General features: G+C 64.5%; 15 protein-coding genes. 8 read left to right on the plus strand and 7 right to left on the minus strand.

Annotation, left to right across the window (positions count from 1 at the left end):
- Positions 1 to 54: 54 nt before the first annotated feature.
- Positions 55 to 1,422, plus strand: coding sequence for an AraC family transcriptional regulator (locus tag EYZ64_RS02815; RefSeq protein WP_167857685.1), 1,368 nt, complete (start codon positions 55 to 57; stop codon positions 1,420 to 1,422).
- A 3-nt stretch (positions 1,423 to 1,425) separates the two neighbouring features.
- On the opposite strand, the gene EYZ64_RS02820 is transcribed toward EYZ64_RS02815, so the two are convergent.
- From EYZ64_RS02820 to EYZ64_RS02830, 3 genes are all read right to left on the minus strand, one after another.
- A complete protein-coding gene (locus EYZ64_RS02820; RefSeq protein WP_135451766.1) occupies positions 1,426 to 2,619 on the minus strand; it encodes a polyamine ABC transporter substrate-binding protein in 1,194 nt (397 codons plus the stop codon).
- Positions 2,620 to 3,214: 595 nt separating this feature from the next.
- Entirely contained in the window at positions 3,215 to 4,684 is a 1,470-nt protein-coding gene (locus EYZ64_RS02825; RefSeq protein WP_135451767.1) for a glyceraldehyde-3-phosphate dehydrogenase, read from the minus strand.
- Positions 4,685 to 4,850: 166 nt separating this feature from the next.
- Positions 4,851 to 5,879, minus strand: coding sequence for a L,D-transpeptidase (locus EYZ64_RS02830; protein WP_286174582.1), 1,029 nt, complete (start codon positions 5,877 to 5,879; stop codon positions 4,851 to 4,853).
- 90 nt (positions 5,880 to 5,969) lie between these two features.
- Here EYZ64_RS02830 and EYZ64_RS02835 point away from each other — a divergent pair, with 90 nt between their 5' ends.
- The 4 genes from EYZ64_RS02835 (at position 5,970) to EYZ64_RS02850 (ending at position 9,001) form a co-directional block, all read left to right on the plus strand.
- Positions 5,970 to 6,713, plus strand: coding sequence for a DsbA family protein (locus EYZ64_RS02835; protein WP_135451768.1), 744 nt, complete (start codon positions 5,970 to 5,972; stop codon positions 6,711 to 6,713).
- Entirely contained in the window at positions 6,710 to 7,606 is an 897-nt protein-coding gene (locus EYZ64_RS02840; protein WP_135451769.1) for a cytochrome c biogenesis CcdA family protein, read from the plus strand. Before EYZ64_RS02835 ends, EYZ64_RS02840 begins: the two co-directional genes overlap by 4 nt.
- Positions 7,607 to 7,691: 85 nt before the next feature.
- Entirely contained in the window at positions 7,692 to 8,066 is a 375-nt protein-coding gene (locus EYZ64_RS02845; RefSeq protein ID WP_135451770.1) for a BlaI/MecI/CopY family transcriptional regulator, read from the plus strand.
- Entirely contained in the window at positions 8,063 to 9,001 is a 939-nt protein-coding gene (locus EYZ64_RS02850; RefSeq protein WP_135451771.1) for a M56 family metallopeptidase, read from the plus strand. Before EYZ64_RS02845 ends, EYZ64_RS02850 begins: the two co-directional genes overlap by 4 nt.
- Positions 9,002 to 9,036: 35 nt before the next feature.
- On the opposite strand, the gene EYZ64_RS02855 is transcribed toward EYZ64_RS02850, so the two are convergent.
- A complete protein-coding gene (locus tag EYZ64_RS02855) occupies positions 9,037 to 9,456 on the minus strand; it encodes a DUF5313 domain-containing protein (RefSeq protein ID WP_135451772.1) in 420 nt (139 codons plus the stop codon).
- A gap of 67 nt (positions 9,457 to 9,523) precedes the next feature.
- On the opposite strand from EYZ64_RS02855, the gene EYZ64_RS02860 reads away from it, so the two are divergent.
- Positions 9,524 to 9,901, plus strand: coding sequence for an ArsR/SmtB family transcription factor (locus tag EYZ64_RS02860; RefSeq protein ID WP_135459766.1), 378 nt, complete (start codon positions 9,524 to 9,526; stop codon positions 9,899 to 9,901).
- Here the strand turns inward: EYZ64_RS02860 and EYZ64_RS02865 are convergent, their stop codons facing one another.
- Entirely contained in the window at positions 9,902 to 10,540 is a 639-nt protein-coding gene (locus tag EYZ64_RS02865; protein ID WP_167858069.1) for a DsbA family protein, read from the minus strand.
- A gap of 71 nt (positions 10,541 to 10,611) precedes the next feature.
- The gene (locus tag EYZ64_RS02870) at positions 10,612 to 11,211 is read right to left on the minus strand and encodes a TetR/AcrR family transcriptional regulator (RefSeq protein WP_286174583.1); all 600 of its coding nucleotides are present in this window, start codon (positions 11,209 to 11,211) and stop codon (positions 10,612 to 10,614) included.
- A gap of 93 nt (positions 11,212 to 11,304) precedes the next feature.
- On the opposite strand from EYZ64_RS02870, the gene EYZ64_RS02875 reads away from it, so the two are divergent.
- Together EYZ64_RS02875 and EYZ64_RS02880 are read left to right on the plus strand one after the other, a co-directional pair.
- Positions 11,305 to 12,909, plus strand: coding sequence for an FAD-binding protein (locus tag EYZ64_RS02875; RefSeq protein ID WP_135451773.1), 1,605 nt, complete (start codon positions 11,305 to 11,307; stop codon positions 12,907 to 12,909).
- A gap of 154 nt (positions 12,910 to 13,063) precedes the next feature.
- Positions 13,064 to 13,720 (plus strand): hypothetical protein, encoded by a 657-nt coding sequence (locus EYZ64_RS02880; protein ID WP_135451774.1) that lies wholly within the window; start codon positions 13,064 to 13,066, stop codon positions 13,718 to 13,720.
- A 73-nt stretch (positions 13,721 to 13,793) separates the two neighbouring features.
- Here the strand turns inward: EYZ64_RS02880 and EYZ64_RS02885 are convergent, their stop codons facing one another.
- The gene (locus tag EYZ64_RS02885; RefSeq protein ID WP_167857686.1) at positions 13,794 to 14,438 is read right to left on the minus strand and encodes a TetR/AcrR family transcriptional regulator; all 645 of its coding nucleotides are present in this window, start codon (positions 14,436 to 14,438) and stop codon (positions 13,794 to 13,796) included.
- Positions 14,439 to 14,444: the final 6 nt, after the last annotated feature.

The raw sequence follows: 14,444 nt of genomic DNA on the forward strand, positions 1-14,444 counted from the left end.
GTCGTCCTGACCGGAGAAGCCCGGCACCTGGCCGGGGCAATGGAGGCGCCCCGCGTGGGCGGCACGGTGATGTTCGAGTCGGTCGTCAACTTCGCTGCAGGCACAGCGGTGCGCACCGGCGTGCATTCGATCCGGCGTACCAGCCTGCACCGGCACCCCGGTGTGGTCGAAATCGCCTACGCGCTGCAGGGCGGGCTACGCGTCCAGGTCAGCTGCGAGACGTTCGAACTGGAACCCGGCGACTTTGCGGTCATCAATGCAGGCGATCCGCATCTCCTCAGCGGATCCGCCGACAATGTCACCGCACTCGTCCACATCGACCTCGAGCAGTTCCAGTCCGTGGATCCCTTTGTCCAACAGATCATCTTCGCCTGCGAGTCGTTCGACCTCCCGCGCTACCGCCGTCAAGAGGCGTTGATGCGGGGCATGCTGCTCGACCTCATCAGCGGCGGAATGGAATCCGCGGATCTCGGCGCGGGGCGGACAGACGCGGTGTGCGAAGAATTGGTGCGTCTGCTGTGCACCGGTTACTCATTGGAGAATTACTACAACCGTGAGGCTGCTCCCCGGGCGGGGCAGCGTGAAAAGTTCCTCACCATTCTCGGTTTCGTACGTGAGCATCTGGACCGGCGCGATGTCCTGGAACTGACAGCCGCGGCACTGCACTACTCGAAATCCTATGTGTCGCATCTGGTCAAGGACGTCGCGGCGGTCAGCTTCAGTGATCTGCTCGGATTTCTGCGGGTGTCGCGAGCCGAGTTGCTACTGCTCACCACTGACGACACCATGCTGGAGATCGCCGCGGCCTGTGGCTTCTCCGACGTGAAGTACTTCACCCGGACATTTGTGGACTGGTTCCACCAGTCTCCGATGGAATACCGAAGGCGCTGTACGCCAGAGATCCTGCGGGACAGCGATATCGGTGACGTGCCCGCTGGAGCGGCGGCGGCGCTCGTCCACGACCACCGACGGCAGGTCGCCTCGCCGGCGGAACGCCCGCGGTTGAGCGTCACGCCGCTGCTGCTGAAGAACATCGGCTCGCGGATGGATTTGTTCGATGCCGTCCGTTCACACCGCCAAGACCTGATTCCCAGCCGTCCACTGCCTGCTGACCCGCCGACCGGTCGGCCTCACCTGGTGCCGATCAGAGTCGAAATGTCGGATCTGGACGATGGCCGTCTGGTCAACGGTCTTCCCTCCTTCGAACAGATCCATGCCACCGCATGCCTGGTGTTGGGATTCTCGACCAAGGTCGCCACGCTGTCCCTCGTCGACGCATTGGCACAGCGATTACCTGACACAGGACCGGTCCCGATCTGGCTGACCTACAGCGCCATGCATGACCGGGGCAGCGTCGACGAGGTCGTCGCCCATGCGGACGCGGTGCACGGCCTGCAGATCCAGGCGATCTTCATCCCCTGAATCTCAGCCCCCGGTGATCGCCGCGTAAGCGCTCGCGAACTCCTTGGTCTGCTCGTCGCTGAGCGCGGGCCACTGCTTCACGCGGTCGAGCGTCGATTGCGGCGGGTTGATCAGCGGGTTGGCGGCGGCGCTGGGGTCAAGCTTGTTGAGGTCGTCGGTCATGTCCGTGAGAACCGGGATATAGCGGGTGAAGACAACGAGTTTCGCGTAGTTGGGCCTGTCGTACACGTAGTCGATCCACGCCTCGGCCGCCTTCTGGTTCTCCGCGGTATACGGGATCACCATGCTCTGCAGGGTCAGCGTCCCGCCCGAATCCGGGATGACGAACTTCAAGTCGGGGTTGTCCTTCTGCAACTGCACGATATCGCCCGAATAGGCTTGTGCGACAGCGATGTTGCCAGCGGCAAGATCGCTGGCGTAGTCGTTCCCGGTGAACCGCCGGATTTGTCCCTTTTCTGTCTGTTCACGAACGACATCGGCGGCCTTCTGAACGGATTCACTACTGGGATTCTCGGGGGAGTTGCCCTGGGACAGCATGACCATTCCCAATCCGTCCTGGACATCGGACAACATGCTGACCTTGCCCTTGAATGTGGGATCCCACAAGTCGTCGATCTTGGTGATGTCCCGGCCGGTCGCGGCCCGGTTGTAGGCGATCCCGACCATGCCGGACATGTACGGCGCGGTGAACTTACGGCCGGGGTCGATACTCGCGTTGAGCAGACCGGGCTGCAGATTCTTCTTGTTGGACCAGCGCGACTCCCGGATGTCGTTGAGCCATCCGAGTCGGTGCAGGCGCGCGGCGATGGTCTCCGAAGGGATCACCAGATCGCAGCCGATGGACTGGCGCCGCGACAGCGGTTCGCGGAATTTGGAGAACCATTCCTCGTCGTCGTTGTAGTCCTCGCGGTAATCGACGGTCAGGCCGGAGGCCTTCTGGAATCCCGCGACGAAGCCCTCGGCGATGTAGAGCGGCCAATTGGACACCCGCAGAACACCGGTAGCCGTGGTGCCGTCATCTGCGGGAACGGTGGCCGGTGTGGACCCTGGGCCCGCGTCCGACCCGCACGCAGCCAGCAGCGCCGGACCCACTACGGCTGCCGCGGCTGCGGCCGCACCGCCGCCGAGGAAGCGTCGGCGATTGAAACCGCTGGTCGAAACCTGTGCCGAGAGTCCCTGGCTGCCGTCGTTGAACATGGCATTGGACGCTAAGCGAGATCGCATCACCTCCGACATGCCGATGCCGCTGAGCTGACATGACGATTACGCCGAGACTGATGAACCGAAGCGGGCATTGCAGATCCGACCTGTTGGCAGAGTGTCAACGAGTTCACCGGATCCGTTACATTGCGTCACCCAGACCCGACCGGCGAGCGGCCTAAGGTCTGCGTTGTGCGCGATGACCGATCACGGGACCGCACCGCCAGAGTGTCAGTACGTCTGTAGAGGTTGCTTCATGAGTGGTGTTTTAGAGCGGCTGGCAACTGCCATGTACATAGCGATGACGGCAGCGTTCTTAGGGCTGGCATTCTCGGCTCTCATCGCGGTCTATATCGCTGCCGCCCCTCTCAAGCTCTTGAGCTCTTGGCGTTGATCGGCAGGCGAGCCTGATCTGTAACTGGTCGCGTCCCCATTTGTAGAAGACGCTCCAGTTTTCTCGGCACGTTGATGAAATGACCGCGCGGGCGGTAAGTCCGATTCCTATCGAGACCTTTCACGCATCGGGTGGATGCCCACCCGATGCCACTGCCGGACCACCGCTTTCACCGAGATCCCGAGATATCGTCGCCTGTTACGGAGTGCCCACGGCCGTCTGCTCCGCGCCCGCCCGCATCTGCGGATACGTCTGGTATTCGATACCGGACAGGTACTGCACCGTGCGCACGACCTGAGACGAGTAGCCGAATTCGTTGTCGTACCAGACATAGAGGATCACGTTGTCGTCGTCGACGATCGTGGCGTTCGCATCGATGATGCACGCCGCGCGTGAGCCGATGAAGTCGCTGGACACGGCGTCGGTCGCCGCGGTGTAGTCGAGGTTGCGGCTCAACGGACCCGACAGCGACGCCTGGCGCAGGTACTCCAGGGCCTCTTCCTTGGTGGTCGCACGGTGCAGTTGCAAGTTCAGGATCGCCACCGAGACATCCGGCGTGGGAACGCGGATCGAGCTCCCGCTGATCTTGGCCTTCAGGTCCGGCATCGCCTTCGCGACCGCGGAGGCGGCACCGGTTTCGGTGAGCACCAGGTTGAACGGCGCGGACCGGCCGCGACGGTCGGCGTTGTGGTAGTTGTCCAGCAGATTCTGGTCGTTGGTGAACGAGTGCACCGTCTCCACGTGGCAGCGCGCGATGCCGTACTCGTCGTCCATCGCCTTGAGCGGCGGAACGATCGCGTTGGTGGTGCAGGAAGCACACGAGAAGATCTGCTGCTCAAGATCGAGCGTTCGGTGGTTGACCCCGTGCACGATGTTCGGCACGTCGCCCTTGCCGGGGGCGGTCAGCAAGACCTTCGCGATCCCGGGGCGCAGGTGCTTGGACAGGCCGTCGCGGTCACGCCATTTGCCGGTGTTGTCGATCAGGATCGCGTTGTCGATGCCGTACTCGGTGTAATCGACGTTCGACGGGTCATCGCTGTGGATGAACTTGATGACATTGCCGTTGGCGATGAGGCAGTTGTTCTCGGTGTCGACCTTGATCGAGCCGTTGAACTGGCCGTGGACCGAGTCGCGGCGCAGCAATGACGCCCGCTTGGCCAGGTCGCCCTCCCCGTTGCTGCGGATCACGACGGCCCGCAGGTTCAGGCCGTTGCCGGATCCGGCTTTCTCGATGAGCAGGCGTGCGACGAGCCGGCCGATACGGCCGAACCCGTAGAGCACCACGTCCCGCGGCCCTTGCGGTTCGATCTTGTTTTCACCGGTCACGTCGCTGAGCACCTGCGCGGTGAACTCGGGCACGGACAGTCCGGCATCGCTGGCGCGATAGGCCATGACCAGCAGGCCGAGGTCGATCTTCGACGGGCCCAGGTCCAGGTCGGCCAGCGCCTGCAGGAAGGGGAAAGTCTCTTCGACCGACAGCTCGTCGCCGCCCACCTGTCGTGCGAAGCGGTGCGTCCGCAGGATGCTGATGACGGATTTGTTCACCAGCGACCGGCTGTGCAGCAGAACCGTCACGCCCTTCGCCCGGTGCAGGGTGCCGATGATCGGGATCATCGCCTCCGCGAGTGCTTCTTGGGCATTCCAGTGGGCGAGTTCTGGCGAGTTCAAATCAATCGTCCTGTGGGTCGTGTGGGCTGGTCCCTCGGATGAGTAGCGCTTCGATGGTAGCGATTGGCCGATCTCACAAAACGCCATGGTCGGGCGGTGAGATCAGCAGTGGCCCAGGTCACAGGCGGAATATCGGGTCCGGAGGGGTCGCGGACCCGACGGGCCGTCACCGTAGAGCGCTGCCGCCGAGCCATTTGTCCCACGGCACGCCCCAGTCGCCGTTCTGCCAAACGGGCAGAGGCTCGCCGCCGGTGTTGCGCACTTCGAACACATCTCCGGGTTGTGAGAATTCGTAGAACCACCGCCCGTTGTCGGCGTTGACATTCAGGCATCCGTGCGACGTGTTGGTCTTGCCCTGCGCCCAGACCGTGCCGTCGAGTTGGTGGACATAGATCCCGTTGTTGGTGAGTCGAACCGCGTTGTTGACGGTCACCTTGTAGCCCAGCCGTGAATCGACGGGCAGCCCGTAGGTGGAGGAGTCCATGACGACGGAGTTGGCCTTGTCCATCACGGTATAGACGCCCGGCTGGGTCCAGAACGAAATTGTCTTGCCGGCAACGGTCTCGGATCCGCCCATGCCCATCGAGGTCGGGATCGTGCGGACCAGCTCATCATTGCGGTAGACGCGGATCTGCTTGGTGGCGTCGTCGGCGATGGATACGTGAGATTCTCCGATGCGGAACGAAACTCGACTGCCTCCTTGGCCGGGGGCGCCGTCAATGCCCTGGCCGTTCGCGATCGCGACGACCTCGGTGCCCGGGCTGTAGTAGCTCTGCGGCCGCCAGTGGGCACGCTGGTTGTTCATCCAATACCAGGAACCTTCAACAGGCGGAACGGTCTTGACCGAGAGCTGCTTCTCTGCGGCCCCGCGGTCGGCAACCGGTCCGTCGAAGTTGGCCACGACGACCGTGCCGACACCGTATGTCCCACCGTCGACCAGCGTGGCGCCCGACGTTGTGGTGAAGCTCACCTGAGGCTCGCCGGGCGTCAGTTTTGTGAACATCGGCGTCTGCTGGGACAGCGCCCCGGCGGGGCCGCTGGAGGTGGCCATTGTGTAGGCGGGGCCGTAGCCGAATGGGGCATCGGCCCGCCAGAAAGCCACGCCGATGGTGGCGACCAGGATCAGCGCGAATGCCGACAGGATTGGTACTGGCCGCTTTTGGGGTGAACCCACCGACATCCCGGCGTCTCCCATCTGTCCCTGCGTCCCGGCGACGCGGTGTGCTAGAACGGAATACGTAGCTACGGCGTAGCTACGTAGGCGAGGTTAGCATGGAGGTGCGCAGTGACCGGACGGCGAGAAAGCGTCAACAAGGACCTGATCTTCATCGGGGGGCTTGTTGTCATCGCGGCTGCCCTGATCGCCTACCTGCTGATACGTCCCGACAATGACGCGGTCTCCGCCGCGCCCGCCGCAGGGCCGTCGGCGACGTCCCTGACAACCGGTGCCGAATCGTCCGGCGGCGCCGACGGGGGCCGCCCTCCGGTGGAGCGTCGCCAGGCGGGGGACCCGCTCGCGTTGGGTTCTCCCGACGCGCCCGTGGCATTGGTGGTGTTCTCCGACTATCGATGCCCGTTCTGCGCCAAGTTCAGCCGCAACATCGAGCCGGAACTCGTCAAGCGCTACGTCGATGCGGGCAAGCTCCGCATCGAGTGGCGTGACTTCGCGATCTTCGGCCCGCAGTCGATGTCAGCAGCACGGGCCGGACGCGCAGCGGCTGAGCAAGGCAAGTTCTGGGAGTTCAACAGGGCCGTCTACGCGGCCGCGCCGGAGCGGTCGAAGGCAGACCTGACCGACGAGGTATTGATCGGCTTCGCCAGGCAGGCCGGTGTCCCCGATATCGACAGATTCGCCACCGCGATGCGCGGAGACACCTTCGACGCCGCCATCAATGCCGATCTGGCGCAGGGCACCGGGATCGGCGTCCCCAGCACTCCGGCATTCCTGATCAACGACGTGCCGATGCTCGGTGCGCAGCCCACCGAGGACTTCGTGCGCGCCATCGACGGGGCGTTGGCCGGCCGGTGAGTGGCGTCGGACTGCTCGGAGCCTTCCTGGGCGGGTTGGCCTCCCTGCTCAGTCCCTGTTCGGCTCTGCTCCTACCGTCGTTCTTCGCCTACGCCTTCGATCGGGCGCACCTGTTGATCGGCCGCACCTTCGCGTTCTGGGTGGGGCTCTGCGTGGTGCTGGTGCCATTGGGCGCCGGCGTTGGGGCGCTGGGCAGCGTCGTCACGCGTTATCGCAGTGAAATGACCACGGCCGGTGGGCTGGTGTTGATCGGGTTCGGTCTTATTACGTTGCTGGGCAAGGGATTCAGCCTGTCCTCCATGCAACGGATGACGGCACGGATCAACATCTCCGGCACCGCCTCGGTGCTCGCGTTGGGCGCTGTCTACGGACTGGCCGGCTTCTGCGCGGGCCCACTGCTCGGCGCGGTCCTGACCATGTCGGCGATGGGCGCCGACCCGGCCTACGGGGCCCTGCTGATGGCCGTTTACGCCCTCGGGATGGCCGCGCCGCTGTTCCTGCTCGCCTGGTTGTGGGACCGCTTCAACCTGTCGAAGCGGACCTGGCTGCGGGGGCGACCGGTACGTCTGGGCCCGCTGGAGACCCACACCACCTCGCTGCTCACCGGGGCGGTATTCATCGTTCTCGGTGGGGTGTTCCTGTTCACCGACGGCACCGCGAATCTCGGCGGCTTGATGTCCGTCGACGCACAGTATGACCTGCAGGTTTGGCTGGGTCGACTGTCATCGGGCGTCAGCGATCCCTGGCTGATCCTGGGCGTGGTGGTGGTCCTCATCCTGTGGCGGTCAATTCGGTTGTGGCGGCGGCGTGCCCGTTCGGGAACCCCTGTCACAGAATCTTCCGCTGCGGGCGCCGATTCCCGTGGCGGCGAGATCGGGAGCGTAGCGAAATGAGGCGAGCGGCTACTATCGCGCTACATAGGTTTGGCGTGCGAGGCCGGGAAATGCTGACGGCGCATCTTGGCGGGCGGTAATGGGTATGGGAATAAAGGGATTTGGCGATCTCGAAGCTGTGGTGATGGAAGTGCTCTGGTCGCGTGCGGAGGCCTCCACAGTGCGCAGCGTGCACGATGAGCTCGTCGCCAAGCGTCAGATCGCCTACACCACGGTCATGTCGACGATGGACAACCTGTTTCGAAAGGGATGGCTGCAGCGGGAGAAGGTCGGTCTGGCCTACAGCTATCGGCCGGTGATGAGCCGCGAGGAACACTCCGCGCAGCTCATGCGCACCGTGTTCGAATCCGGCGGTGACAGCGAGCTGATCCTCAACTTCTTCCTCGAGCAGATCGTCGACGACGACTCGACAAAGCTCCGGCAGGCGCTCAAGCGGTTCACCGAGGGGCAGCCACGATGAACGCTGTCACCTTTCTCCTCGGCTACGCCATGGCTTTGAGCTGGCTGGCGCCGGTGCTGTTCACCGGCCCGATCTCGACCAACATTCATCCCCGGCTCTCGGTAGCGGGCTGGCTGGTGGTCGTCGCAACCGCGTCATTCGCCTGGGTGGCGGCGTTGGTGATCCTGATCGCGGGTGCCGCCCACAGCCTGATCACTCGCAGCGCACCGACGTTCTGCGTCGAAACATTGGGGATCGCCAGCGCGGTGACGTTACCGCCCACCGTGGCGACGGTATTGGTCGTCGCCCTGCTTGCGGTCACTGCCGCGGTGGCGACCAACACCACGCGTCGGGTGATCGTCGCGTTGTACCGGGTGCGGCGCGCCAATGGCCGACACGCGGAAGCGGTCCGGATCATCGGCTCGCCTACCGACCACGATGGCGTCGTCGCCATCACAGCTGATCAACCGACGGCATACTGCGTATCCGGCGGCCGGCAGCGCGCCATTGTCGTCACGACCGCCGCCCTGGACTTACTGGATCCGCCGGCCTTGGCCGCGGTTCTGGCCCACGAGCGGGCACACCTCCGTGGACGCCATCACCACATCATCGCGACGCTCAACACGCTCGCGGCGGCGCTGCCGCGGCTTCCGCTGATGCGGGCGGCGGCGCGGGCTGTACCGGCATTACTGGAGATGTGCGCCGACGATGCGGCCACCCGCAGGCACGGGCGTGGGCCGCTGGTGGCCGGGCTCGTCACGTTGAGCACCCGGCTCCGCCTCCCCGACGGCGTGCTGGCCGCGGCCGGTACCGCGGTGACCGACCGTCTTGCCCGTCTCATGCAGCCCCGGCGTTCGATGTGGTGGCACCCGCAGTCGCTGACGATGTTGCTCATCGTCATCGGGACCGCCGCGGCGCCGGCCTTCGCCCTCACGTTGTGCACCCTCCAGCCCTGACCGATCAGCGACGTGATGGTTGCAGCGGTGCGCGGTCAGATATCGCCGCTGCTGCTCGGGCCCGTGCGCGGTCCGTAGCGTTCGGCATAGGCCTGATGTATGTGCGCATTCTTCTTGCGTGACAGCTGGTCGATGAGGGCCGGGTTCAGGCCGTGTTTGACGAGCATGTGACGTCGCCACACCTTGTTCAGTGCGTGGGAGAAGTACACGAACGGGATGAAGATGGGCACCGTCATGCTGGCGTGCAGGTAGAGCGACATGGGGATGAACCAGATCGGCGCCAGGACGAGGACAGCGGGGATCGCGACGCGAACCATCATCCGGATCGTGGCTCCGGGGCCTGCCAGGTCGTTGGCCACCCAGTCGCGCATCGAGTCGGGTAGCCGCTTGCCGTAGCAGTACCCGATGTACTGCAGCGGGCCCGGTTTGGTGCGTGGGGCTTGGCCGGTGGGCATTGCTGAAGGGTAACGGTCGCTATGATGGATTGCGAATTTCATCAATCCATCAATCATTGGGGCAGTGGTGGTCGACAGCGTCCTGGATGGCCCCGAGCGGCCGTTGTACGAGATCAAGGCCAACCTGTTCAAGGCGTTGGCGCACCCGGCGCGGATCCGGGTGCTGGAGATCCTGTCCATGAACGAGGAGCCAACCCCGGTCAGCACGATCCTGGCTGCCACCGATATCGAACCGACTCTGCTGTCCCAGCATCTCGCGGTCCTCAAACGCCATCATGTGGTCAGCGGGCATCGCGTCGGCAACGCGGTGTACTACACCCTCGCGCATCCGAAGATCGCCGAACTGCTGCTCATCGCCCGGACGTTCCTCGCCGATACCCTCGCTGCCCAGCACGATCAGCTCGAGGCCGTCGGCTCGCTGCCGCCGATCGGAACCCCTCGATAGTCAGCGCGGCAGGCGGTCGAGCCAATCAGAGTTTCCGTCGACCGATTCGCCATCGATGACCACCATCGGCACTCCGGAGTCGGGGAGCTCCCGTAGGAGCGGCAGGTTGTTGGCGGCGATGGCATGTCCGTCGAAGGGGATGGGAAGGCCCAGCTTGATCATGTCCTGAGCCGACGGCGGCGCGCCGGCGCGGTCGGCCAGGCCGGCGAGCTGATCGTTGCTCAGATCGGTCTGGCCTTTCTCCTTCGGCTGCTGATCGGCGGCGAAGATCTGCTCGATGAACTTCCAGGTGACGTCGCTCGATTGCGAGTGATCGGCGACGATGAAGGCCGCGTAGATCGCCCGGCTGTCGTAAGTGCCGCTGGCCGAGTACTTTTCGAGAAAATTGACGAGCCGCAGATTGATGTGGAGCTTGCCGGCTTCGATGCGCCGGCCGATCTCTGTGCCCTGCTCGCGCACCATCTTCCCGCTGTAGGGGCACAGCGGATCCAGATAGAGGTCGATCTGGCCCGGCGCGGCAGGGTCGCCGATGGACAGCGCGTCCCCGGCCGGTGACGCTTCCGCCGCGTACGCCCGCCCGGCACCCGGACCCCACACCAGAGCCGCTGCCAGCAGACCCAGCACCATTGCGATGGCCATCGATGTGGCTGCCGGCCGGTTTGCAGACTGGGTTCGCGTGTGGCTCATGGGCTCCATCATGTCTGAACCGATCAGCGTGACGGCGCGAGCCCGTTCTCGATGAGATGCATGACCTCGTCGGCGACTTCGTCCTGCGTCTTCTCGGAGTTGATGACGTTGTGCAGCATCGCGGTCATCATGATGGCGCCGAAGATGCTGATCGCGGTGCCCTGCGGGTCGGCGACGTTCCGCAGTGAGCCATCGGCGGCCCCGGCCTCGAGCACTCGGGCGATGGGTTCGTAGAAAGCCTCTTGAACGGCCGACGCGAGTTCGGGCAGTCGGATTGCGCGGCCCAGATCACCGACCAGTGCCTGGGCGGTGCCCGGTCGGTGCATGGTGTGCGCAACCTGGACCTGGATCACGGTGGCCAATCGGTCTCGGCCCGGCCCGGGGGCGTCGGCCGCCGAGGCGACGTCGCGGGCGAGTGCATCGAGCGAATCCCGGAAGAGGAAGGCCAGGATGTCGTCCTTGCCTTTGAAGTAGTAGTACAGCGTTGCCTTCGGGACGCCTGATGCTTTGGCGATGTCCTCGATCTTCGTTTTCTCCAGCCCGCGGGCGGCAATGAGGTCCGTCGCGGTGTACAGCTTCTCGGCCACGGCGGGGGGCACTGTCCGCCCGGTCTGTTCGGCCACGAGCGCAGTCTACGAGCGTCCTTGCGCGTAGTTTGTACTTTGAGTACAAACTAGGAGTTTAAGAGCGGTCGTCGATCACTTTCAGGGAGAGCCATGCCAGACGCACGCACAGTCGATGTCCTCGTGGTCGGATATGGAGCGGCTGGGGTCTGTGCCGCCCTGGAAGCACGGTCGAGAGGCGCCGATGTGCTGGCCATCGACCGCTTCAACGGCGGCGGCGCCACTCAGGTGTCCGGCGGGATCATCTACGCCGGTGGTGGTACCTGGGTGCAGCGGCAGGCCGGTGTCGACGACAACGCCGATGCGATGTACGCATACCTGCAGGCCGAGATCGGCGATGCCGTGCGTCCCGAAACACTTCGCCGTTTCGTCGACACCAGCCCGGCGATGATCGACTGGCTCACCGAACATGGCGTGCCGTTCGAAGCGTCGGTGTGCCCGTACAAGACGTCCTACCCGAACAACAAGTACTACCTGTACTACTCGGGCAGCGAGAACTCCGGGCGATTCCGGGCGGTCACGCCGCCCGCGCAACGTGGTCACCGGGCCAAAGGACCGGGAGCCTCGGGCAAGAAGATCTATCAACCCCTGGCCGAATCAGCCGAGGCCCTCGGGGTACGCACGCAGTTCCACACCCGCGCAGTCGCGCTGTTGACCAACTCGGACGGCCGGGTGGTCGGCGTGCGGGCCAGCACGCTCGCCGATGCGCCGGCCTGGGTTCAGCGCCGCTATCGCGCATACGCCGAGCTCGCGATCAAACCGGGCATCTACTACCCGCCACTGCGGGCCGCGATGGAAAAGCTCCTGAACCGTCTGGAGCGCAGGTATGCCCGCACCGTCGATATTCATGTGCGCCAGGCGGTCATCCTCAGCGCGGGCGGTTACATCGCCAATCGCGAATGGATCGCCGAGCATGCACCGGAGTACCGCGACGGCCTTCAGCTCGGCACCAGCGCCGACGACGGCAGCGGAATCACTCTCGCCGCCGATGTCGGTGCCGCCGTCGATCGCCTCGACAACGTATCGGCCTGGCGATTCATCACCCCACCGAGCGCGTTCCTGGGCGCCCTCGTCGTCGATCAAGCCGGACAACGATTCATCGACGAGACCCGCTACGGCGCGGCCGTCGGGCACGCCATGATTCAAGACCACGGCGGCCGCGGCTGGATTCTGGCCGATCGGCGTCTGCTCGACGAGGCGCGCGCGCAACTTCCCAAGCAGGCCATCTGGTTTCAGCGTCTGCAGATGGAAGCCATGCTGCGCATGGACCGGGTCGTCGGGGACACGCTGGAGGAAGTGGCAGCCAAGGCCGGTGTCGATCCGGCGGGCCTGCGGGCTACCGTCGAGGCACACAATGCCGCGGCCGAAGGCGGGTTGCCGGACCCGATGGGAAAGCCCGCCGAATTCGTGCAGCCCGTCGAGCAGGGACCGTTCTCTCTGATCGCGATATCCATCAAGCGCAGTCTGATCAACCCGTGCCCCATGTTCACCCTCGGCGGCCTGATTGTCGACGAGGTCACCGGAGCGGTGAAAACGCCTGAAGGCCAGGCAATTCCGGGTCTCTATGCGGCGGGGCGCACGGCGATCGGAATCTGTGCGAACTCGTACGTCAGTGGATTGTCGATAGCCGACTGCGTGTTCTCGGGACGCCGAGCCGCCGAACACGCCGTCGAACTGGAACCCGTGCCGTCACTGTGAGGACTTGAGGGGTGTGCCCTTGGGCACCACCCCGCGCAACTGGGTGTCCCCGCCACTGTGGTCTGCTCATCGGGCGTTTGCTCGTCAATGCAGGCCGTGGGGATCACCGCGTGCCGCGACGCTCGCGGCAGCAGGACGGACTCAAAGGAACTCGGTGACGAAGACCAGCACGACAAGAGGGATCCAGGTCGACGGCGGATGGAGTGTCGACTCCAATGCGTTCATCGACGAGCGCTACAACGCACAGGACGTGCCGTTCGATGACACCGTACTGTTCGCCGCGGTGAACGGCATCACCGGCGTGACGGTCTCCATCTCATACGAGAACGCGGCCATCGGCTATTCACTCGAGCAGATTCTGCTGTCGAGAGCGTCAGGCAGATGGACGTACGACGAGACAAGAAGCGTCCACACAACGATCGCAACCGGCCACGACATCGAGGCGATCTTCGGCATGCTTCCCCGGTTCCTCAATCCGCTCGGCAAGGACCTGATCCCTCTCCGGCTCTCCAGTTGGACAGTCGTGGTCAACAATCTGACCGAAGCAGAGGCTGAGCACCGCGACGTGGAACTGATCTTCTCGGCGACGCGAGGGAAGCTCTTCGTTGACGTCACCTACACCCGGGAACAAGCTCTGCCGTACTGCGTCTACATGGGGATGTCGAAGCATCCATACACCGAACTCACCTACAAGCTCGACAAGCCGACGACCACGCAGAAGGTGATCCACCTGAAGGAGATGGACGCTGTTGCTGCGTTGATCGATGATCTGCTGACGGGACTCGAGCCATTTTACGCCAGCGTCGACTGACATCCGGATGCGCCGAGCCACCCCGTCGTACCGCCGCTTCGGTCGTCGGTGCGGGTTCCGATGTGGCTCAGCTTCATGGTCTCAACCATGTCTGAGCGGCAGTCGGGTAGCTCTGATGGTCGGTCACCAGCGGTGACGACAGCAGCATCGTCGTCACATGATCGACGAATGCCTCCTGGTCGGCACCGAGGTTGCCCTCGGTCCATTCGATGAACAGCGAGATGATGGCGCCGAATACGGTGGCGTACTGCATCTTGACCGGTGCCGATGCGGCGTCGGCCCCGGCAATGGGCGCGGTCAGTGTGCCCAGCGTCATCGTGCCGATGGTGTCGCGCACAAACTGCCGCAGCCTCAGGTCGGCGATGGGCTCCACCAACAGGATTCGGCAGAGGCGGGGATCGTCCTTGACGAGTCGCGCTGCCGCCCTCACCCCCGCGCGAGTGCGCGCGTGCAGATCGGCATCCGGGTCGCCGGCGGACCGAATGACGTGACGTGCTCGCTCGAACGTGCTGCGGTAGACCTCGCGCAGCAGATCGTCGGTGTCGGTGAAGCTTTCGTAGAAGAACCTCTGGCTGAGCTCGGCTTCACGGCACACGGCCCGCATGGTCATCGCCGCTACCCCGTGGGTACCGACCAGATCGACGCCTGCCTGCAGCAGTCGGGCGCGGCGATCCGACGACCGTGCATCGGCGGCCTGGCCGCGGTACGGCCTTGACATGTCGCG

It is taken from the genome of Mycobacterium sp. DL99 (assembly GCF_004762045.1).
In the GTDB taxonomy this organism is placed as follows: Bacteria; Actinomycetota; Actinomycetes; order Mycobacteriales; family Mycobacteriaceae; genus Mycobacterium.

Excerpts from the sequence above, each read along its gene's own strand:
- EYZ64_RS02820 (WP_135451766.1), bottom strand. The coding sequence starts at position 2,619 with ATGTTCAACGACGGCAGCCAGGGACTCTCGGCACAGGTTTCGACCAGC.
- EYZ64_RS02830 (WP_286174582.1), bottom strand. The coding sequence starts at position 5,879 with ATGGGAGACGCCGGGATGTCGGTGGGTTCACCCCAAAAGCGGCCAGTA.
- EYZ64_RS02845 (WP_135451770.1), top strand. The coding sequence starts at position 7,692 with ATGGGAATAAAGGGATTTGGCGATCTCGAAGCTGTGGTGATGGAAGTG.
- EYZ64_RS02850 (WP_135451771.1), top strand. The coding sequence starts at position 8,063 with ATGAACGCTGTCACCTTTCTCCTCGGCTACGCCATGGCTTTGAGCTGG.
- EYZ64_RS02855 (WP_135451772.1), bottom strand. The coding sequence starts at position 9,456 with ATGCCCACCGGCCAAGCCCCACGCACCAAACCGGGCCCGCTGCAGTAC.
- EYZ64_RS02865 (WP_167858069.1), bottom strand. The coding sequence starts at position 10,540 with ATGGCCATCGCAATGGTGCTGGGTCTGCTGGCAGCGGCTCTGGTGTGG.
- EYZ64_RS02875 (WP_135451773.1), top strand. The coding sequence starts at position 11,305 with ATGCCAGACGCACGCACAGTCGATGTCCTCGTGGTCGGATATGGAGCG.
- EYZ64_RS02885 (WP_167857686.1), bottom strand. The coding sequence starts at position 14,438 with ATGTCAAGGCCGTACCGCGGCCAGGCCGCCGATGCACGGTCGTCGGAT.